The 21,252-nt window shown below is 45.4% G+C and carries 18 protein-coding genes; 8 read left to right on the forward strand and 10 right to left on the reverse strand.

The window, feature by feature from the left end; genetic code table 11:
• Positions 1 to 117: 117 nt before the first annotated feature.
• From AWH61_RS13240 to AWH61_RS13250, 3 genes are all read left to right on the forward strand, one after another.
• The gene (locus AWH61_RS13240; RefSeq protein WP_014951078.1) at positions 118 to 726 is read left to right on the forward strand and encodes a glutathione S-transferase family protein; all 609 of its coding nucleotides are present in this window, start codon (positions 118 to 120) and stop codon (positions 724 to 726) included.
• Positions 726 to 1,385 carry a glutathione S-transferase family protein gene (locus AWH61_RS13245; RefSeq protein ID WP_014951077.1) on the forward strand — a complete coding sequence of 220 codons (660 nt, stop codon included), beginning with the start codon at positions 726 to 728 and terminating at the stop codon, positions 1,383 to 1,385. The genes AWH61_RS13240 and AWH61_RS13245 overlap by 1 nt, the downstream gene beginning before the upstream one ends.
• Before the next feature lie 95 nt (positions 1,386 to 1,480).
• The gene (locus AWH61_RS13250) at positions 1,481 to 3,460 is read left to right on the forward strand and encodes an alpha/beta hydrolase family protein (RefSeq protein ID WP_170870511.1); all 1,980 of its coding nucleotides are present in this window, start codon (positions 1,481 to 1,483) and stop codon (positions 3,458 to 3,460) included.
• Here the strand turns inward: AWH61_RS13250 and AWH61_RS13255 are convergent.
• Positions 3,447 to 4,352, reverse strand: coding sequence for a LysR family transcriptional regulator (locus tag AWH61_RS13255; protein ID WP_075177294.1), 906 nt, complete (start codon positions 4,350 to 4,352; stop codon positions 3,447 to 3,449). The two genes, AWH61_RS13250 and AWH61_RS13255, sit on opposite strands and share 14 nt — an antisense overlap.
• 99 nt (positions 4,353 to 4,451) lie before the next feature.
• On the opposite strand from AWH61_RS13255, the gene AWH61_RS13260 reads away from it, so the two are divergent.
• Positions 4,452 to 5,195 carry a hypothetical protein gene (locus tag AWH61_RS13260; protein ID WP_075177295.1) on the forward strand — a complete coding sequence of 248 codons (744 nt, stop codon included), beginning with the start codon at positions 4,452 to 4,454 and terminating at the stop codon, positions 5,193 to 5,195.
• Between the two features lie 39 nt (positions 5,196 to 5,234).
• Here AWH61_RS13260 and AWH61_RS13265 read toward each other — a convergent pair whose 3' ends face one another.
• The gene (locus tag AWH61_RS13265) at positions 5,235 to 6,164 is read right to left on the reverse strand and encodes a homocysteine S-methyltransferase family protein (RefSeq protein ID WP_075177296.1); all 930 of its coding nucleotides are present in this window, start codon (positions 6,162 to 6,164) and stop codon (positions 5,235 to 5,237) included.
• 36 nt (positions 6,165 to 6,200) lie between these two features.
• Positions 6,201 to 7,373 carry an ROK family transcriptional regulator gene (locus AWH61_RS13270; RefSeq protein ID WP_075177297.1) on the reverse strand — a complete coding sequence of 391 codons (1,173 nt, stop codon included), beginning with the start codon at positions 7,371 to 7,373 and terminating at the stop codon, positions 6,201 to 6,203.
• A gap of 285 nt (positions 7,374 to 7,658) precedes the next feature.
• Between AWH61_RS13270 and AWH61_RS13275 the strand changes: the two genes are divergently transcribed.
• Positions 7,659 to 8,627, forward strand: coding sequence for a carbohydrate kinase family protein (locus AWH61_RS13275; protein ID WP_014951072.1), 969 nt, complete (start codon positions 7,659 to 7,661; stop codon positions 8,625 to 8,627).
• A 101-nt stretch (positions 8,628 to 8,728) separates the two neighbouring features.
• On the opposite strand, the gene efpL is transcribed toward AWH61_RS13275, so the two are convergent.
• From efpL to AWH61_RS13290, 3 genes are all read right to left on the reverse strand, one after another.
• Positions 8,729 to 9,304: an elongation factor P-like protein EfpL gene (gene efpL / locus AWH61_RS13280; protein WP_014951071.1), complete on the reverse strand. Its 576-nt coding sequence runs from the start codon at positions 9,302 to 9,304 to the stop codon at positions 8,729 to 8,731.
• Positions 9,305 to 9,406: 102 nt separating this feature from the next.
• Positions 9,407 to 11,092, reverse strand: a complete 1,686-nt coding sequence (locus AWH61_RS13285) for a cisplatin damage response ATP-dependent DNA ligase (protein WP_075177298.1) — start codon at positions 11,090 to 11,092, stop codon at positions 9,407 to 9,409.
• Positions 11,092 to 12,108 carry a ligase-associated DNA damage response exonuclease gene (locus tag AWH61_RS13290; protein WP_075177299.1) on the reverse strand — a complete coding sequence of 339 codons (1,017 nt, stop codon included), beginning with the start codon at positions 12,106 to 12,108 and terminating at the stop codon, positions 11,092 to 11,094. Before AWH61_RS13290 ends, AWH61_RS13285 begins: the two co-directional genes overlap by 1 nt.
• A gap of 239 nt (positions 12,109 to 12,347) precedes the next feature.
• On the opposite strand from AWH61_RS13290, the gene AWH61_RS13295 reads away from it, so the two are divergent.
• Positions 12,348 to 13,163 carry a putative porin gene (locus tag AWH61_RS13295; RefSeq protein WP_075177300.1) on the forward strand — a complete coding sequence of 272 codons (816 nt, stop codon included), beginning with the start codon at positions 12,348 to 12,350 and terminating at the stop codon, positions 13,161 to 13,163.
• Positions 13,164 to 13,276: 113 nt separating this feature from the next.
• Here AWH61_RS13295 and AWH61_RS13300 read toward each other — a convergent pair whose 3' ends face one another.
• Together AWH61_RS13300 and AWH61_RS13305 are read right to left on the reverse strand one after the other, a co-directional pair.
• On the reverse strand, positions 13,277 to 14,215 hold the full coding sequence (locus AWH61_RS13300) for a transporter substrate-binding domain-containing protein (protein WP_249922648.1): 939 nt from the start codon (positions 14,213 to 14,215) through the stop codon (positions 13,277 to 13,279).
• Between the two features lie 140 nt (positions 14,216 to 14,355).
• Complete coding sequence (locus tag AWH61_RS13305) at positions 14,356 to 15,534, reverse strand: DUF418 domain-containing protein (protein ID WP_075177302.1); 1,179 nt, start codon at positions 15,532 to 15,534, stop codon at positions 14,356 to 14,358.
• A gap of 223 nt (positions 15,535 to 15,757) precedes the next feature.
• Between AWH61_RS13305 and AWH61_RS13310 the strand changes: the two genes are divergently transcribed.
• Positions 15,758 to 18,310, forward strand: a complete 2,553-nt coding sequence (locus AWH61_RS13310; protein ID WP_075177303.1) for a ligase-associated DNA damage response DEXH box helicase — start codon at positions 15,758 to 15,760, stop codon at positions 18,308 to 18,310.
• Between the two features lie 40 nt (positions 18,311 to 18,350).
• The gene (gene pdeM, locus AWH61_RS13315) at positions 18,351 to 19,055 is read left to right on the forward strand and encodes a ligase-associated DNA damage response endonuclease PdeM (protein ID WP_075177304.1); all 705 of its coding nucleotides are present in this window, start codon (positions 18,351 to 18,353) and stop codon (positions 19,053 to 19,055) included.
• Positions 19,056 to 19,170: 115 nt separating this feature from the next.
• On the opposite strand, the gene AWH61_RS13320 is transcribed toward pdeM, so the two are convergent.
• The gene (locus tag AWH61_RS13320; RefSeq protein WP_075177305.1) at positions 19,171 to 20,064 is read right to left on the reverse strand and encodes a carbon-nitrogen hydrolase; all 894 of its coding nucleotides are present in this window, start codon (positions 20,062 to 20,064) and stop codon (positions 19,171 to 19,173) included.
• Positions 20,051 to 21,115 carry an agmatine deiminase family protein gene (locus AWH61_RS13325; protein ID WP_075177306.1) on the reverse strand — a complete coding sequence of 355 codons (1,065 nt, stop codon included), beginning with the start codon at positions 21,113 to 21,115 and terminating at the stop codon, positions 20,051 to 20,053. The genes AWH61_RS13320 and AWH61_RS13325 overlap by 14 nt, the downstream gene beginning before the upstream one ends.
• Positions 21,116 to 21,252 lie beyond the last annotated feature (137 nt).

Consider the following 21,252-nt stretch of genomic DNA (forward strand, 5'->3'; position numbering starts at 1 on the left):
TAAAGGCGCTGAATAGTATGAGTCATATACAGAGTGATTTGAAAGCGTACTGCACAGTTACTAATCTTGGGTTATTACAATTCCTGACTAATCACCATAAGGCCCGTAATCATCATTATGAAAATCTACGAAACAAAGACTGCGCCCAACCCACGTCGAGTACGAATGTTTTTGGCTGAGAAGGGCATTGACGTTGACTACGTTCAGGTCGACATTCAAAAGGGTGAAAATCTAACTGCGGAAATGCGCGCGAAGAACCCGCTGGGAAAGATACCTATTTTAGAGCTTGATGACGGCACCTGTATTGCCGAAACCGATGCCATTTGTACGTATTTTGAAGCACTGCAGCCAGAGCCACCGCTAATGGGAACAACGCCCGTTGAAAAAGCGACTATTTCTATGTGGCAACGACAAGTAGAGTTCGCGTTTATGATGCAAATTGGTATGTGTTTTCAACATACTACAGGCTATTTTAAAGATCGTATGACGCCGGTTCCTGAATTCGGTAAGGAAGCGGGTATTAATGCGTCGAAATATTTGAACATTTTAGAGCGTCGACTTGGTGTTAAAGAGTTTATTGCTGGTGACACCTTTTCTATTGCTGATATAACCGCGTTATGCGCTATGGATTTCGCCCGTGTGGTAAAAATTCGTATGACTGACGAGCATGTCAATCTGGCGCGCTGGTATGAGGCGGTAAGTAACAGAGAGAGTGCAAAAGCCTAATGATAGATTTATACACCGCAGCCACACCGAACGGTTGGAAAGCGTCGGTAGCGCTTGAAGAAATGGGGCTTGAATACACCGCCCATGCCGTAAACCTGATGAAGGGAGAGCAGAAAACTCCTGAATTTTTGGCAATGAACCCCAATGGCCGCATTCCTGTAATTGTGGATAGAGAAGCCGACGGTCACATCGTGTTTGAGTCTGGCGCTATCATGATTTATCTCGCAGAAAAAAGCGGTATGTTTTTACCCTCCGACGCAAAGCGAAAAAGCCAGGTTTTACAGTGGGTCATGTTTCAGATGGGAGGCATAGGCCCAATGATGGGCCAAGCTAATGTGTTCCACCGCTACCTAGAAGAAAAAATTCCAGTGGCGATAGCACGTTATCAGAACGAAGTACGCCGCCTATTTACTGTGCTTGATGGGAGGCTAGAAAATCGAGAGTATTTGGTCGACGACTACAGTATTGCTGACATGGCGAACTGGTGTTGGGTGCGTACCTATGAATGGTCTGGTGTAAGCATAGAAGGGTTAGACAACTTAACCCGTTGGAAAAACAGTATTGAAGCGAGGCCAGCCGCACGGCGTGGAGTGGAAGTCCCTAATAAAATTGACAGAGAAGCACTGATCAAAGGGGCTAAAAATGTTGTTACGAAATAATGGATAGTGTTTTTCAATTTCTTGATTGAAACAAAAGTTTGTTGGCGTAATATTGATCAACAAACTTTAAAAAATCAGAAAAATAAAGGACAAGTATGAAAGGATTTCTTCTCTCAGTATTAATGCTGCTAACAAGCTTTAGCGCATTCTCCTCACAAGAGTTGCCTCTTGAATATTTTATCAAGCACGGTGACTACCTAGACCTAGCATTGTCTCCATCCGGTGAACATATTGCTGCGCGAGTCCAGGTAGACGGCAGGGTTTTTCTCGTTCTATTAAAAACAGAGGATATGACTATTGTTGGAGGAATTAGACCGCAGAACAACGACATTATACATACGGTCAATTGGGTAAATGACGAACGCGTAGTGTTTGAGTATGCAGAAAAGCAAACTTATCTCGACAGCCCAATCCCTACTGGCGAGCTTTACGCTATGAATATTGATGGGTCGCAACGAGAATTGATATACGGGTATCGCGCCGGCGACCAGAAAACGGGGAGCCGTATTTCATCCAAAGATGATTCAAAGGCAAGCCAAGAAATCATTAGTTTCCTGGACAATGACGACGATCATATTTTAATCGTGGAGTACCCTTGGACAAAAGATGGCAAATTTTATTACGACCGTCGGGAAAAGCCGGCGTTAATTAGTCGTCTCAATGTTTACTCGGGCAAGAAACGTAAACTAGAAGTACTTCCCTATGGTTCAAGCAGTGCACTTGCCAATAAATTTGGCGATGTGAAGTTTATGACATGGCGAGATGATAACAATGTTCAACACTCTGCCTATAGAAGCAATAACGACGGTGAGTGGATCCCACTTGAGGAAGCATTTGAGAACGTAAGTGGACTGTTGCCCTTAGGGCAAAGCGAAGACGGTGAATTTGTTTACCTATCCGGTCGCTTTGGTGATGAAGGTATTTCAACATTGTTTTCACTTCATCTACAGTCGGGGGAATATAAACGGGTGTTTTCTGACCATGCCACCGACATTGAATACGTAGTTCTAGACCGCAATGGCATGCCCGCTGTAGGTATCACTTACCCAAGTAGATCTAGCTATGTGTATGCGCAGACCGAAACAAAAGTGAGTAAAGTTCACAAGATGCTAGCCGAAGCGTTCAAAGGTCAAACTGCAACCATTGCAAGTCATACAAAAGACTGGAAAACACTGTTGGTACGCGTATCCAGTGATGTAAACCCCGGAGAGTACTACTTATTTGATAGCGATACATTGAGTGCTCGGTTTATTTGGGCAAACAGCTCTTGGATAGATCCTCGATTGCTTTTAAGCATGCAGCCTGTGGCAATACCTACAGATGACGGCGAAACAGTGAATGGTTACATCACGCTTCCAGCATCTAAAAAGAGCGACAAGAAACCTCCTTTAGTTGTTGTTATTCACGGTGGGCCACATCAATCAGGCACGCGTGATTTTTGGCGTTACGATTCTGAGACTCAGCTTTTGGCAAACCGAGGCTTTGCTGTTCTGCGCGTCAACTTCAGAGGAAGTGACGGCTATGGTAAGCGCTTTGAACGACTGGGTTATCAAGAGTGGGGCGGCACAATGATCAAAGACATCAACGATTCGGTAAAATGGGCCATTGAGCAGGGCTATGTTGATGGAGAGCGAGTATGTGCCTATGGTGCAAGTTACGGCGGGTATGCTGCGCTTATGGCTGCAGTCAGAGACCCAGATTTGTATCGATGCACTATTGGCTATGTAGGGATCTACGATCTGCAGTATGTTTATTCTGAAAGTGACATTCCTACAAGCTGGGGAGGCAAAGCCTATTTGCAAGAAGTAATTGGCACAGATAAAGCGCAACTAGCGGCGTTTTCTCCTATTACTCACGCTGACAAGATCAAGGCAAAAGTAATGCTTATCCATGGTTCAAAAGACCGTCGTGTACCTGAAATAAATGCAGAAGCGCTAGCCGATAAGCTAGCAAAAGTGAATAACCCGCCAGTTTACCTACAATATTCGCAAGCAGGCCACGGTGTTTATGATGAGGGCGATAGACAGGAACTGTATCAAGGAATGCTAGATTTCCTGAGCACTAACTTGTTGTAGCTGTTGTTAGTGAGTCTACAAATCGATTAAGCCAGCCAAACGCAAAACTCGGTTTGTAGACAAGCTCGAATGACTCTTCATAGTGGTGAGGATAATCCATGACATCAACAACACTCAGCTTGTGTTTAGTTGCTATAAAATCTGGCACGTAAGCCAAAGCAAGGCCGTGTTCGACAATAGCCATCATCGTGCCGAAGTCATTGCATCGGTATTTAATTTGGCGCGGTACAGAGTCATCTCTCCAACCATCTGAGCCTATTCCCCGTTTTACACCACAAAATGGCGACACGTGAGGACACGCAAACGCGAAATTATGTAGTGTTTTACAGTCTATTTGGCTTGTTGTATTTGAATTTGAATTAAACAGTGGGTGGTTTCCTGACGCTGCCACTACATAATTCGAGCTACCCAATGGAATACTTCGCAAAGAAGCACTATCCTCGCTATCACGGGCCGCTAACGGCGTAACAATACCTAAATCACAGTTTCCCTTAATAGTGTCTTCTAGGGCTTGTCCCTCCCAGCAAGCGTTTACTTTAAATTGAAAATGAGGCGCACTGAGTTGGTCAGCCAAGGCGGGCAAATAGTGCTGGAGCAACAAAGAAGGGCCCGCTATTGTGATAGTAGAGCGCTGCGAATCACCTTTAAATTCACTTATTGCTTGGTCAGTTTCATGCACAAGTTGGGAAGCATATCCAAGAAACTTTCTACCCTGCACATTTAGCAATATGCCTCTTCCCACCCGGTCAAACAGCTGAGTTTGAAGTTGACTTTCTAATCGCTTAATTATTTTTGACAATGCACCGCTCGTAACCGCGAGCTGCTTTGAAGCTATGTGTAAATTTTCGTGGCGAGCGACAATGATAAATTTTCGTAAGTCTTCAATGTCCATCTGTTTTTTAGTTCCGCTTTGGAAGTGTTTATGTATTTATTGTAGCTTAAAAGTAAATAGTAAAGGTGGGAATATAGAAGTCACCGAAGTGCTTATTGAATGCCTAAAATGAAATCTCCCCAACTGCTATCCATATTATTTATCCTGATGTCGACGCAACTTTCTGCTACCAGTGATGTGAGTAATAACAAGTCGAAGGTGTATGGAAGCGAAAACGAAAGTACTCACCCTCACCACGAACGGTCAAATGGACGCATGGGGGTTCACGGTATGGCGCTTTTTACGGATGGCGTAAAACTCTATGCGAGCCATATGCCTCTTTACCACTTTCCTCATGATTACCAGCTTATCTATGAAGTAGAAAGTACGCACCAGCCAGCATTAATAGCTTACTTAACAACTAACTCTTTGAACACACACAAAGAGGCGCCGCTGCTCAGTATTGTACCGGAAGTATTCGACCTCAATTTGCTAATTAACGGTGAGTCGCTGGGTGTATCGGCAACGTTATTTAAGGGGCATTTTGAACGAGAAGGAACAGAATGGTTAATTGACCAAAATCTGTTTTTTAAGAAGCAATTGTTCAAGCAAAGACTAGAGAAAAAAGACGAATCTGGCAGCAAACATTGGTCTCAGGTCGTGCTCAATGGTCAGTCGCTTTACATCCATAGCATTAACAATGCGCCGTCTTTTGATGCGTTGGTATGGGGAAAGGCATGCCCACACTTAGACCACAATAAGAGTAGTATCGATGTACCCAGTAAAATGCAAATAAGAGCCATGTTCTCTACATGCAGTAGCCATCAAATAGCGTATTATGAAACACAAGACTTCGTAAGATAAAGCCGAAAGCGACCCGTCGATCAAGGTTCACCTTAAGTACTAAAATAGTTTATCACTTACTTGGTGTGGATATGCTTGGCTAATAGCTTGTATATGTTCAGGGCCGATACCACAGCAGCCCCCGATGATAGTTGCGCCAGCAGCCACCCAAGTCTTAACGTATTCAACATAGCGGGCGGGGGTTATATCGTCACGTATTTCGGAAAGTAGCGCGTTGGCCGCGTGTGTACGTTTTCTCTCAGAAAAGCTATTTGCATAAGCGCCAATATTAATCGAAGTATTTAAACTTCGCGTTATTGAAATAGCGTCTTCCATCTCTTCCGGCTGCGAGCAATTGAAAAGTACGCTTTGTACTTCGCTCAATATTGGCGCTATCTCACTTAGCGGCTCACCAGAGCGCAATGTCACAGGCTCGTTAGATGTTTCTCGATTACTAACGGAGAATGACAGCCATAAAGGCAGTGAAGAGTGCTGTTTTATAAGTGATACCACGGCTTCAGCTTCTTCTACTGAACTTGCAGTTTCAATCAACCAAACATCAACATAGGGCTCCTGGGCTTTAATAAGCGGGGTGAGAATGTCGGCTACACGGGTTGCATCAAATAAATCTGGGCGGTAAGAACCAAAAGCCGGAGGAACGCTACCCGCGACAAATCGCTTATTGCCACCATCGCTCTTTAATGTGTCTACTGCACCTCGAGCGAGTTCGGCCGCACTCTGAGCGAGAGTAAAAGCCTGCTCCCTAAATGTATTTTCCCCAATATGAAAAGGTACAAGCGCATAGGCGTTAGTGGTAATAACGCAGGCACCGGCTTCAAGAAAACGTTTGTGCACATCACTTACTAATTCAGGTGTTTGCATTAGTGCCAGTGCTGACCACTCTGGCTGCTTAAAGGGTGCACCTGTCTTTTTCAGCTCTCGCCCCATGCCGCCATCTAAAATTAAAATGTCATACATTCCTTCTTTCATGCTGCCCGAAGCCAAACCTTTTGAGATGTTAGATGATTAGTAATAATTTGCCTGAAGGGCTAGGTTTGCACTTCCAATGGATTGCGCTTTTCTGCCTACAAGACCTTCGCTTATGTGTACCTGAGCAAGGCCACGCATATCAAGCGTCTCCATCGCGCTTTGCGTATGCGCGACCAATGCGTTTTTGACATCATCAGGAATTGCGCCATCTATGATTACGCCGTCTAGGTCTAACAAGCTCATTGCACATTGAGTCGCAAAGGCCAATCCTCTGGCGGTTTCGCTTAACCAGTCTTCTATTGAGCGCGTGTCACAAGACCAGTGGGATGGCGATTCATAAATATGCTGACCGTTGTGCCCAGCGTCGTTTAGCTTTCGTTCCAGCAAATAAAGTGAAGACTGGGTTATTAGCTGACTTTGTGAACTGCCATTGTAAAAGGGCAAAGAGCCAATGGCACCTGCGTTACCGGTTTTTCCATTAACTAACTGGTTATTGAGTACCAGGCCACCGCCTAAGAATGTGCCAACAAAGATGTAAAGAAAACTATTGTAGTTTTGGGAATTACCGAAAGACATCTCTGCGCTGCACGCTGCTCCAGCATCATTTTTTATAAAAACAGGCAGTGATAATAAATCTTCCAATGCCGCTTGTGGATTAAACTCTCTCCACTCTTCCAATTCATTTTTTGGGGCTCCGGCTTCTTCTGCCCAACTCCAAATTTCAAAGGGCATAGCAACGCCTAAACCTCGGATTAGGCGCTGTTGGTCTGTATCCAAATTTTTAATGAGTACATTGAAAGCACGTTTTGCAAAGGTAAGCAGGTTGCTTACGGTCGGGTAGGCGAACTTCTCGTGAAGTGTTGCTCTTACATTGCCTTTCAAGTCGAGTAACGTCATATCGAAACTTCGTCGACCTACTTTCAGCCCTATACCAAACGCGCCGTTTTCATTGAGACCAAACGGCACCTTGGGCTGGCCTACTCCGCCTTTGATTGGCTTTAGTCGCCTTACTAGGCCGTCAGCCTCTAGTTTTTTAATGATCACTGTCGCTGATTGTGCAGACAGCCCCGTTAACTGTGCTATTTCAGCTTTAGGCAATGAAGAACGTTGGCGAATTAGGGTAAGGATATCCCGTTCATTCGCTGAGCGGCTATCAAGCAATGTAGGTGCTTTCTGTGATGGTAGGTGAAAGGCCGGTTCAGTATTCAATGTATTTACAATCTATCGTTTTAAGAAGCTAGAGTGTAATAACAACCTAGCCGTGTATCAAATTTAAGAAATGGTGTAGGTACTTGTTCAGACATAACTTTATTCGACAGTACTGCGTCAACCCTATCACACCCATTGATTTTTGCGCAAAAGGTTAAATCAATTAGGTTGATTTAATTGATTCTTTCGACAATACTATGCCCCAATTAATTAACGATTCGTTAACCTTGCGCGAACTGTGCAAAGGTAAGCTGCAATTTTTAAATTCTGTTAAGTGAGGCTGGTATGAAGATTTTATGTTTAGGTGAAGTGCTAATTGATATGTTAAGCCAAGGTGCTGCGCCCAAAGATGGCAACATACCAGCAATGAAACCTTTCCAGCCCTACGCGGGTGGTGCACCTGCTAATGTGGCAGTCGCTGTAGCTCAGCTAGGTGGTGAGAGTGCGATGGTCTCGAAAGTAGGTGACGATACCTTTGGCGCGTTTCTTAAAGAAATGCTAGAGCACTACAAAGTAAACACTGACTTCGTGTGGACTACACAAGAAGGTAATACGGCTCTGGCATTTGTAAACTTGGATGCAGACGGCGAACGCTCTTTTGATTTTTATGTCGATAATGCAGCGCATAAACACATTTCAGAGCAAGATTTGTCGACGATAGATTGTGATAAAAATACAGTGCTTCATTTTTGCTCAGGCTCTATTTCAGGCCCTGAACTTATTCCTGGTACCGAGTTTATTCTGAACAAGGCGAAGGAAAACGGCATGATGGTGTGTTTGGATATTAACTATCGCCCAGCGTTTTGGGATGACACAGCGAATGCGCCGTCACGTATAGATGAAGCTGCAAAGAAAGTGTCTGTTTTAAAGGCTAGCCGAGAAGAACTCGCAGAGCTATATGGCGAAGAAAATGCTGATACAAAGGTTCAGCAGTGGTTAGATAGTGGCGTTAAAGTGGTGCTAGTCACCGATGGTGGTGAGCCCATTCACTATATTACCAAGTCCTTCAGCGGCACGTTAGCGTCACCTAAAATGGATGTAAAAGACACGACAGCAGCGGGTGACTCTTTTATTGGTGGCTTCTTATATTTCCTATCTACAAAAGTGAAAAGCGCTGATGACTTCGACGCATGGGCGGAGAACTTCGAGAATGTAAGCGAAGCTACGGAATTTGCTATCCGCTGTGGTGCTTACACGGTAACGCAGTATGGTGCATTTAGCGCATTGCCAACGCAGGCTAACATCGCTAAATAAGTATCGATTATCTTAAGATAAACAAAAGGGTTCAAAATGAACCCTTTTTTCTTCAATCGCTGCGCACCGGCAAAGGTGGCGTCAGCTGATGTATTGGAGGCTTAGTGCTTATCCGCTCTACTTTGGAACTTGCGTTCCTCGGTGTTTACCTTAATCCATTCGCCAGTGCTGATGTATTCAGGCACCTGTACAACCAGTCCGGTTGAAAGCGTGGCAGGCTTGGTTCGAGACGTAGCAGAGGCGCCTTTAATAGATGGGTCTGTCTCAACAACTTCAAGCTCTACGCTCATTGGCAAATCTAACGCTACTGGCACTTCACTTACAATAACCACCTGAATACCGTCGGTGTCTTCATTAATGAATAGCGCCTCATTTTCAATACTTTCTTTGTTCAAGTGATAAGGCGTGTAGTCTTCCTTATCCATAAAAATGTATTCGTCACCATCCACATAAGAAAACATTGCCGGACGACGAATTAAATCAGCCATATCCAATGTATCTGAGTCTTTAAATGTTTCGTCGTACTTAGCACCTGTGACGACGTCATACATGCGCATGCGATAAATGCTGCCACCGGCACGACCTTGGGGTACAGAGCGCTCTATATCTCTAACTATGCAGGTCTTACCGTCAAATACCACGGTGTTATTCTTTTTGATTTCACTAGCCTTCGGCATGGCGATTTCCTATTTTTGTTCTCTTCAGGCAATCCGCCCGAGGTCATCTGTAAAACTTCATTTTCAGCGATTTTTTCTTACTTAGGAAGTATTTTTACGTGGTTAGTTTTCGATTAACGCTTTAACGTTGGTTAGCGTGTCAGCTTCGGCGGCGGGTTTATCCCAACGAATACGATGAATGCGAGGGAAGCGTAGCGCTACACCCGATTTATGTCTTGAAGAAGGATGGACCGCGTCGAAAGCCACTTCTAACACCAGATCTTTCTTTACCTCCCGCACAGGGCCAAAGCGTCCCACTGCATTGCGCCGTACCCAGTTGTCTAGCTTCTTAAGTTCTTCGTCGGTAAATCCAGAATATGCTTTTCCTATTGGCAGAAGCTGGTCGTCTTCCCATGCACCGAACGTGTAATCGGAATAGAAGCTCGATCGTTTCCCGTGCCCTCGCTGCGCGTACATCATTACCGCATCAACCACCAGCGGGTCGCGCTTCCACTTGAACCATTGCCCTTTGGGACGGCCGGGGATGTACTTGCTATCTAAGCGCTTTATCATCAACCCTTCCACCGCGCGATTTTGACAAACGTGGGCATGAAGTTCACGAAGGCTTTTAGGAGAGCTCGCAGAAAGGGTTTCCGATAAAAACAAGCGCTCGCTTTTGTTATGTTTAAACCATTCGTGGAGCGCCTGGCGACGTTCCTTCAACGTTTTCTCAGTTAAATCTTTGCCATCTAGCACCAAGGCATCGTAGACAATAAGTCCAACAGGTGAAGACGCTTGCAGTGCTTTACTTGGCTTTTTCTTGTTGAGGCGTTGCTGAAGTGCATTGAATGTGTCGACATTCGGCTGTGAAGCCATAGTGTCATAAGCGTCGCCTTTTACGTTATGAATAACCAGTAGTTCGCCGTCTAACACCATATTTCCTTTTACCGTTTCAAGTAGGTCGGGAAAAGAATGGCTAATGTCATCTCCTGTGCGTGAAAAAAGCGCCTTATCCGGCGTCCCATCATCTGTTGTTTGCCCTTTTTTGTTATCGTTCTGGTCTTTTCTTGTGGCGCATTTACTGGCAATAGGCTCCGATTTAACAGCAAGCTGAACGCGAATACCGTCGTACTTGTTTTCAATTTGCCACGTGTTTTCCGTAAAAGCATCAATATCGCTGTCCTCAATAGGGTGGGAGAGCATCACGGGGTGGAAAGTAACTGCATTTTCAATGTCAGGTTTGTCAGCTTTGCCTTCTAACCAAGCAAGCATGTCGGTGTAGGGTGGTGTAACCGCGTGCCACAGCGTCTCAATTTCTTTGATATCTTTATTGCCATAATCGGCTAATATTTGTTTAATGGAGCGAGCCGACACGCCTATGCGCAATCCGCGGGTGCCAAGTTTCAATAAAGCCCAGCGCTGTGCAGGGGTCATTATCGTCAGGTAGTTGGCTAGCGTTTCCGACACCCTCTGTTTACTCACAGACGCAAAGGTTTCTACGACTTCGGTAAGGCTTGGAAGATTATCTGTGGGTTCACTGTAAGGCCATAAATGCGCCACGGTTTCGCTAACCTCTCCCACATAATCGTGGCTCATTGCAAAAAGCGCAGAGTCAGTGTGTTCGGTAATGAGCTTTTTCACAGTGTTACGCTTAAAAAAATCAAATCGCAACGTACCGGCCATAGCGGCTATAGCCCAGCCACGATCAGGGTCAGGTGTGTTGGCAATGTAATCAGCAATGAGTTGCGCTTTGGCTTTGTTTCCCGACGTGTAATAAAGTTGCTCAAGCAAATTACTAAATGCTTTCATTAGTCGCCTCCTTGCTCTTCTTCATCGTAGCCGACAAGCGATAATGCCCTAGCTTTGAACCCCATTTTTTCAGCTTGATACATTAACGCGTCCTCTCTACCGTGGGTCACCCATACTTCTTTGGGATTCACTTCTTCAATGGTTTGTAATAATTCTGGCCAATCGCAGTGATCGGAAATAATAAGCGGTAGTTCGGCATTTCTTTGCTTCGCACGGGCGCGAATTTGCATCCAGCCAGACGCCATAACAGGGCGCACATTGGGTAAGCTTCTCGACCACCTGTCGGCCAATGCCGAGGGGGGCGCTAATACAATCTCACCTGCCAGTGCTTTTTTATCTGCGACGTCGGATACAGGAATTAAAGCGCCTAGACTTATTCCAAGCTGTTCATATAAATCGCATAGCTTTAGCTGCGCACCATGTAAGTAGATGGGCTTTTCGTACCCCGCTTCACGTAGCGCTAAAATAACCCTCTGGCATTTCCCTAGGGCATACGCACCAACAAGGTGGCATCGTTCGGGAAAAACACGTAACGAGTGAAGGAGCTTATCTATTTCGTGCTCTATAGGTGGATGTTTAAATACAGGAAGGCCAAAAGTGGCCTCGGTAATCAATACATCGCAAGGGACAACTTCAAACGGCGGGCAGGTAGGATCGTGGCGGCGTTTATAGTCGCCAGAAACCACAACGCGGTAGCCTGCATATTCAATAAGAATTTGGGTGGAGCCTAAAATATGCCCGGCGGGGAAAAAAGTGACCGCAACGTCATTAAATGTCACTGACTTACCTAGCGTTATGGCGTGTTGGTGTGTTGCCATATCATCGCCATAGCGGGTTTTCATAATAGCTAGCGTCTCTGCGCTGGCATAGACACTGTGGTGGCCGGCGCGCGCATGATCAGCGTGTCCGTGAGTGACAAGCGCTGTGGCCACTTGATTCATCGGGTCAATATAGAATTCACCCGGCTCGCAATACAGGCCAGTGTCGTCAGCTTTAAGCCATGTTGATGGATGCACTACACATAATTTCCACGAAATAAATCATGCTCTTACTACGTAGTGAATGCCTAAAATCGACCATTCGATGTTGAAAACACTATATGTTTCAAATGACTGCTGAACAATAAACGGTTTCGATTGTCACAAAATGTGTCGGTACGGCTTCTTTAATTGCACTTTATAAGTTTCTTAATTACATTCACTACCCGACTAAAAAGACAGCTTTTTGGACATTTCTCTAATAAGGACGTTGCTTTATGATGCGTTATTGCGCTTGCTTACTTGCTATTTCTACCCTCCCTGTTTTTGCTCAATCTACCGATATACAACACGAAGCTGCTATAGGCTTTTCAGACGTTCGCGATGGTGATGACGTTTTTATCGGTGCAGCATATCGCTATTACTTTGAGTCTGTAAGTATTGATGAGCAGCCTTGGTCAATAAGTCCCTACCTCCAGCGAACCAGTAATGTATCAGTTGACTATTTTGGCGTTGATAACGTTGACAATTTCAATGTGAAAGGCGAATGGTTTTATTCTGATGCGTTAGTCATAAGAGGGCGTTATGGTCGCTTGACCAACGATGGGCTTTATTTTGAAGATACGTTTAATCGATTCGGTATAGAACTGTCAACGTTTGCCAATGATAATTGGGAATACGGTGCTGGCATTGAATACTTTGACTTAACTGAAAAATATCTTGCATCAGCAGAACCATATGCAAGAGGCGAACGCTCTGAATCAGAATTCAGCTACAGCGTATTTGCACGCTATAATAGTTTTGGAAGCCGCGCCGGAAAATTTACGCCGGGCTGGGATACAAAGTTGAAAGGCACCCAGTTTGATGGTGAATTTTCCATTGAACTAGATTCAGATTATTACTTTCGCCCCGACTGGAGTGTAGGCGTGTCGTACATTCACGAGAGTAACGACGTTATTGGCTCGGATAATGTTATTGAGTTAGGGACTCATTACTGGTTTAACCCGCATGCATCTGTTGAGTTCGGTTTAGGATATGATACCGACGAAAGCCAGCTGGGCTCGGCCACCTTGTTAGGTACGTTCAGATTCTAATACGCTATTTACGTGGACGAGGGCCTCATTTTTACAGGCCCTTTTTTGTACGTCATCCATGTAGGGGCGACGGTTTAAAGTGATAACTCGCGGATTTGAGCAGTGATGTTTTTCTATTGGAGGAGTATCGATATTGAATCTTCCGGCGTTGCCTCTAGCGTCGCTTCGGAGAGATGCGGATTATCAAGTTTGAGTATGGTCCTCTCTGAAAGCTTCAGCGCTTTTTCAATATCTTTAAAACTAATGTATTTTTCAAATAACGCGGCGAAGCTTCCGTCTTGTCGAGCAATATTTAATCCCCGTTCTATGCGCTGCGCTAATTCAGGTTTCGATTGTGAAACGAAGAAGAACATGTAAGACGGGTAATACAATAAAACTGAAGGCTCTATGATAATGTCTGGGTCGTTTAGTGATTTCGCCTCTACCACCGCCTCATGAGCCGCACGTGGAAAGTAATCAATTCTACCAGCCTTTAAAAGCTCAATGATAATGTCGTAATTACTGGTTCCTAACGTAGTAAATCCGTTGTGCTCTAGAATCTGAAAATCGGGCCAGTCGTGACCTTGACCTGCAATAAACCGCTTTAGGTCAGGCGCGCTACGAACATTGTTAAACTCACGTAGAGTACTTTGGCGGATCAAAGAGACGCGATAGCCCATGATTCCGTTCAATAGAGGAACCCGCACCGGAATGGCTTGCTGTTCACGCAATTTTGACGTCACTGTCCAAAACACGTCAATTCCCCCTTCTTGGTTTAGCTCGCGTAGTACACGTTCTTGAACCAAATTGCCGCTACTCTCTACGAGATATGTTGGTTTAATAGGGTCTTCTGTTTTGCTGAGCGCTAATTTAAGCAATGCAGAGTAATAGTCATGAGAGGCATAGTCGAACTCACTACTTTCGACTATCTTAACTTCGTAACTGCTAGGGGCGAGCTGTGATGTTTGCGCACTGTCCAACACACTTCCAAAAGCTTGTTGACAGAAAAGGTGCCAAATTATCATCACCGCTACTATTGAAAATAGTCCTACTCGACGTCGACTTTGTATCATGCCTATTTACCTCAATGGCTAAGGAAAAGCCATTGGGCCTGCTAACCTTTAACATTGAGTAAAGCTTAGCAGGCCTACTTATTTAGGTTACGTTTACCGTTCAGTATAGACACAATTTTCAAGATGCAAGCGATATGGCGTTAGGTGAGCTGCTCTATTTCGTCCTGTTTCAATTTTTGCTTTTTGTGAAAACTGCGCAAATACATTTTTCGCCATAGGGCTTCAAAGGGACCTTGGTTGAAGTGCTTAGTAATGCCGTTCGCCAAAATAACTTGTACTGCGGTGAAGGCGATGGTGACAAGAAGCAAATCAAGCAAAGTTACGCTGTAAATAAAGTTTGGAAAATAAGCGGGCATGACGATGCGAAATAGCACAGCGAGTGCTATTGATTGGGTTAAGTAGAGGGTGAACGCAACTTTGCCGCAGTTTATAAGCGACTGATACCACCACGCCGCAGTATGTCTTATGTTTATCAATACGTGAGCGTATACCAAAGCACAGAAAATGGCTGGAATGCTAGTGAACATGGGAATCACATCTAATGTTACCTGTTCGAATAAAAATTGCGGAAGTGCAGTAATGATGGATGTGACGATGGCAACTAATACTAACTTCTTAAATAGTAGTAACGAGAAGCCGTGATTGAAAAAGCCTGCCCTATACAAATAAGCGCCAAACATCATAAGCCCCATAGACTGCCACAGCATAGTGAATGGCGCGACAATAACCGTAGACAGCATAAATGACGCTTGAATACCAAGCTGCGTTAAATAGCCGCTTTGCCACAAGGCGACTTCTTCGTTAAATGTTTCACTGGGTCGCGTTGGCAGTTCAGCCCCCATGTCGAACACAAACGCCATGACGAGCCCACCAACTAACATAATTGCGCTTCCCACAATAAGGTAATGAATACTTTTCTTTTTGAGTTCATCTTGAGGGAGCGTGAAGTGTTTTAAAATAAAAAATGCGCACAGGCTGTAATAAAGCAAAATGTCGCCGCTGAAAATAAATACGCCATGCAGTAGCCCGAATACAAACAGCCACTTAAGTCTGGCTTGTGAGAAATCTAAAAAATGGTGTCCGCGCTTCTCGCAGGACTCAAATTGAATTGCCAGACCTGCACCGAACAGCAAGCAGAACAGAGAGCGAAATCGTCCATCCAAAAACAGCGTGTTAAAAAGTGAAATAACCGTGTCTGATAATAGCGGCTCTTCAAAAAATGCATAGTTAGCGTAACCGTTTTGGTGAAACGTAATGTTCATGAATAAGATGCCAAGAATGGCTAAACCTCTAACGGCGTCTATTGAATGAATTCGCATGTACGGTCCTTGTAAGAAAATCGCTAATTCGTGAAGCATAAGAAGGTCAAAAACTCTGCGCTGAAGTTTACGCTAAGAAAATGCATAAGGTCGAAGTGAAAAATGTATCTAAACATTAAACGCGCTGAGGATGATTACATTGTGCATCTATCGTAAGGCGTGACAAGTAAACCTAACCAAGGTTTTGCCGTATAAGTGCTAAAAGTATTAACAAGAACCATCAATGACTTCACTTCCTTCAGTCTTTGCCCATTGGTTTGAACAAAAAGGCTGGCAACTACGCGATTATCAACACACCATGCTGGTGGAGAAAGACCAGCATGACTGTACATTATTGATTGCGCCAACCGGCGCTGGCAAAACCCTGTCGGGCTTTTTACCTAGCCTAGTCGAACTTGCAGAGATGTCGGAAAACGGGGAGCTTGTTAAGAAGACCGGAACCAGTGAACAAGCCGAAACAAAAGCAATAAACAAACAGGCAACAAAAGGAAAAGAAAAGGATGGGTTCAACGGCCTACATACCCTTTACATATCGCCGCTGAAAGCACTCACGCAAGATATTCATCGTAATTTGTTACAGCCCATTGAAGAGATGGCGCTGCCGATAACGGCAGAAACACGCACTGGCGACACGCCTTCTCATAAGCGCCAGCGTCAACGTAAAAAGCCGCCAAACATACTGCTTACCACACCAGAATCGCTCATGCTGATGTTGAGCTACGCCGATGCCGATAAGCTTTTTGGCAAGCTTAAACGCGTGATCATCGACGAAACGCACAGTTTAATGGCCAACAAGCGCGGAGACTTTCTTTCACTCGCCCTCGCGCGGTTAAGCGTTCTATCACCGCATTGTAAGCGTATTGGCTTATCAGCCACCGTGGCATTTCCCGAAACGCTAGGTGCGTGGCTGGCTGGCAGTGACGGTATAGCTAATATTGTAAAAGTGAAAGCGGGTGAAAAACCTAAGGTGGAAATGCTGCACTCTAAAGCGCGCATGCCTTTTGGCGGCTTTATGGCTCGCTACGCCATCGATGATATTTACCAGGCCATTGAAAACGCCAAAACCACACTGGTTTTTGTGAATACGCGAGCTCAGTCAGAGCTGTTGTTTCAAATGCTGTGGGAGGCAAACAAGGCTGCGCTACCCATTGCCCTTTATCACGGCAGCTTGAGCAAAGAGCAGCGTCGTAAGACCGAAGCCTTGATGGCAAGCGGCATGCTGAGGGCAATTGTATGTACGTCGGCCTTGGAGTTAGGTATCGACTGGGGTGATGTAGACAAGGTCATACAAGTTGGCGCACCTAAAGGCGTAAGCAGGCTGCTGCAAAGGATAGGGCGAGCAAACCACAGGCTCGACGAGCCAAGTGAAGCGTTGCTCGTACCGGCAAACCGTTTTGAAGCGCTGGAGTGTCAGGCGGCGATCACCGCTATTGAAAAAGGGGAGCTAGACGGGGAAAGCCCACAACCAGGGGCACTGGACATTGTCCCGCAATTTATACTGAACTGCTTGTGTAGTAGGGCTGATAGCCCAGATACCTTGTATCAAGAGATACTTACCGCCACGCCATATCAAGGGTTGGATAGAGATGATTTCGATAAGCTGTGGCAGTTTACTCAAGACGGCGGCAGTGCGCTTAATGCGTATGAGAGATATCAACGCCTGACGAAAAACGGCGATGGCACTTACTCGCCAGCGAATCGGCGGGTTATTCAACGGCACAGACAAAATATCGGCACAATCGTTGAAGCGGGTCGGCTTAAAGTAAAGCGTATACGAAGAGGAAATCAGGGCAAGATAATTGGTGAAGTAGAAGAGTATTTCGCTCAGCAGTTAACGCCCGGAGACACCTTCTATTTTGCAGGAGAAATATTGCGTTTTGAGGCTATTCGCGACATGCAGCTACACGCTAAGCCTGCAAAAGCAAAAGAGCCGAAAATACCAAGCTACGCGGGTGGTCAAATGCCGCTATCTACTTACTTGGCGGAAGGGGTACGGGCAATTTTGGCTACTCAGAAATCATGGAGAGCACTGCCTGCACAGGTACAAGAGTGGCTTAAACTTCAACAGGCGTTTTCTCAATTGCCTAGTCCTGACAACGTGCTTGTAGAACAATTTCCGTTTAGACATGCGCACTATACCTTGTACTACACCTTCGACGGACGCAAAGCGAACCAAACCTTAGGTATGTTGCTAACGCGACGAATGGAAAAAATGGGCATTAAGCCTTTAAGCTTCAGCGTGACCGATTACGGATTATCGGTAGCATCAGTAAACGCCATCACACAAGGGCAGCTGCAGCACCTATTTCAGCCGGATATTTTAGGGGACGAGTTAGAAGACTGGATGTTACAGGCACCTATGCTTAAGCGCTCGTTCAGGCAAGTGGCGGTGGTGAGTGGGCTCACTGAACAGCGCTATCACGCCAGCCAAAAAACCATGAAGCAGGTCACGTTCTCCACGGACCTTATTTACGATACGTTGCGTGAACACGACCGCGACCATATCTTACTTAAAGTAGCTCGGGCCGATGCAGAACGTGAGCTACTTGATTTACGGCGACTCGCTAATTTACTTATCCGCTATGTAGATTCAGCGACATTAGTGAATCTTGAAAAGCCGTCGCCCATGGCCATTCCTATAGTACTGGATGTGCGTAGTGAACAAGTGAAAGGCGCTGGTGCGCAGGCTATCATTGAGCAAGCTAATTTATATGCCGAAGCTGAAACCATGTTAGATGAAGTTCGTGCATTGTTATCGGGCTCATCTGTTGAATAATATTAAATAAAAGCAAAGACGAAAAGAATAAGAGGGCAATTTGGCAATAACTGACGCGTGGCTAACCGAAAAAGTAAGCCAGCGCCACATCACGATTACAAAATATGCAGACTACTTGTGGCTGTTAGACGCGCGCGGTGTGGCGTATTTACCCGCATGCGATTGGCTTATAGTGTCTGATCTCCACTTAGAAAAAGGCAGTTATTTACGCAGTTATGCGAACCCGTTGCCGAGTTTAGATTCCACTGCCACGTTAACGCGGTTAGAAAGTATCATCGAAGATTACAAGCCACTGCGAGTAATCAGCTTAGGTGACAGCTTTCACGACAAACACAGCATGTCGCGCATGACCACTGAGGACCGTCAGCACTTATGCAGATTAGTTGATAGTGTGAACGAGTGGATGTGGGTAGAAGGTAATCATGACCCAGATTTACCCGACGGCATACCGGGTACGCCGTGTTTTGAAATAGTGTTAGATAATATGGTATTTAGACACGAAGTAGAAACGAGTGAAACTCGTGCTCAGGTTATTGGCCATTATCATCCCAAAAAGCGCACAACCATTACTCGCCGCCGTTATTCAGGCAAATGCTTTACTAACAACGAAAATGTATTTGTGATGCCAGCCTTTGGTCAGTTCACTGGTGGGCTAGATATAGATGAAGAGGTAATGCTAACGCTTCTGCCCAAACGCTCACGACAGGTATTCATGCTCTACGACAACATTATATTTAAAGTGTAGCCACAAAATTGGGGTCAGAGTACATTTCCACCGCGGCAGAATTAAAAAAGGGGTCAGAGTACATTTTGTGACATAGATTTGTCTTGGAAAATGTACTCTGACCCCATTATTTAGGTTAATCGCGCCAGCGCTTGGTTAGTTCGTCGTAGGCGTCTATGCGGCGGTCGCGGAAGTAAGGCCAAATGCGCTTGACCTGCTCGGTACGTTCCATATCAAGCTCTACGGTTAGCGTGGTTTCACCTTCAGCTTCGGCTTTGGCCAAAATCTCACCTTGGGGGCCTGCTACAAAGCTTTGTCCCCAGAACTGAATACCTGGATCACCTTCAACAGGTGACGCTTCAAATCCAGTGCGGTTTGCCACGATAACCGGTACTGAGTTTGCCACAGCGTGAGAGCGTTGAATGGTTTCCCATGCACCGTGCTGACGGGTACGCTCTTCTACTGTGTCAGTTAAATCCCAGCCGATTGCGGTAGGGTAGAACAACAAGTCCGCACCTGCCATCGCCATTAGGCGCGCCGCTTCTGGATACCACTGGTCCCAACACACCAATACGCCAAGTTTACCCACGCTGGTTTCAATAGGCGTGAAGCCCATATCGCCCGGTGTGAAGTAAAACTTCTCGTAAAAGCCTGGGTCATCAGGAATATGCATTTTACGATATTTGCCCGCAATTTCTTTACTGCGGTCGAACACGACTGCGGTGTTGTGATACAAACCTGAACCGCGCTTTTCAAATAAAGATGTCACCAACACGATATTGTGTTTTTCGGCTAGTTCACCAAAAAATTCTGTCGCAGGTCCTGGAATTGGTTCAGCCAAATCAAAGGCGTCAGTATCTTCTTGCTGGCAAAAATACAGGGTGCTGTGTAGTTCTTGAAGCAAAATACACTCGCATCCTTCAGCGGCTAATTTGGCAATTTGCTCGGCACTTTTATTCCAGTTCGTTGCTTTATCGTTATCGGCAACGGCCTGTTGTACCAGACCCACTTTTAGCTTAGCTGGGCGCATGTAATGACACTCCTTTCTTTAAGGTGGTGATAATCGAATCTTTTAATGTATTTGTGGGAACCTGCATGGAAATGCAATGCAAGCTGCCGTATTGTCTTACGAGTACACTGCAATCGATTGGTTCAACAATATGATTGGGATGTGCTCTTTGTACAGTCTCAATGGCTTCTGCGTCTTCCTCTTCACCGTAAACAGGCAATAATATTGCGTTGTTACAAATTAAGTAATTTGCGTACGATGCCGGCAGGCGATCCCCTTCGTCATTTACAATATTAGGCAGCGGCAGATGAAACTTTTCATGCTCAGGCAGCTCAAGGGCGCACTCGTCGCACAACGCTTTCAACCCTTCAAAGTGACTGTCATTAGGACGGTTGTTACACGCCTGGATCACTAGGCCTTTGTTCGGCGTGAAACGCACTAATGTGTCGATGTGACCGTCAGTATCATCGCCTTCTAAATGACCATGCTGCAAAATAGTAACTTTGCTGCAGCCTAGCATATCTTTAAATGCATCTTCGTAAGCGCTTAGCGACATATCACCATTACGCTCAGGGTTAAGTAAACACTGGGCAGTACTTAATAGGTGTCCGTCTTCATCAATTTCCAGCGCGCCACCTTCTGCCACAATTGGGCTGCTGCGAAGTACAGATTTACACATGCTGGCAAGATAACGCTGATTCGCCAGATTATCTTCAGCGGCGTTAAATTTATTGCCCCAACCATTAAAGCGAAATTCTACCGGCGAGCCATTGCCTTCACTGTCTTTACAAGTGATGAAACCGTAGTCGCGCATCCATGTGTCGTTAAATGAGGCAGGAACAATAAGCACTCGAGCGTTCTCTGGTAAACGAGAATTAAGATCGTCTACGTCACTCGGCGCACATAATAAAATCACACCCGCATCGTTGCGGTTTACTGCAGCAATCACGTTCAGATACGTCGCTCTCGCGTCTTCTAACCATGGAGCCCAGTCGGTTTGCGCATGAGGCCACGCTAACATAACAGCATCAATGTTATGCCATTCAGGCGCCATAGTACGGTTGCCGTGCATAGTAAAATTCCAAATAGCTACGAAATAGGGTTCGGATTATAGCCATGCCTCAGCATGAGACCAAGGCAAATGGCGATGAAATTAATTGGCGGTGACGATTACTTTAAGCCATAAGGAAAACTGAAATGACAGAAAAA

This window comes from Alteromonas sp. W12 (genome assembly GCF_001924945.1).
Lineage (GTDB): Bacteria > Pseudomonadota > Gammaproteobacteria > Enterobacterales > Alteromonadaceae > Alteromonas > Alteromonas macleodii.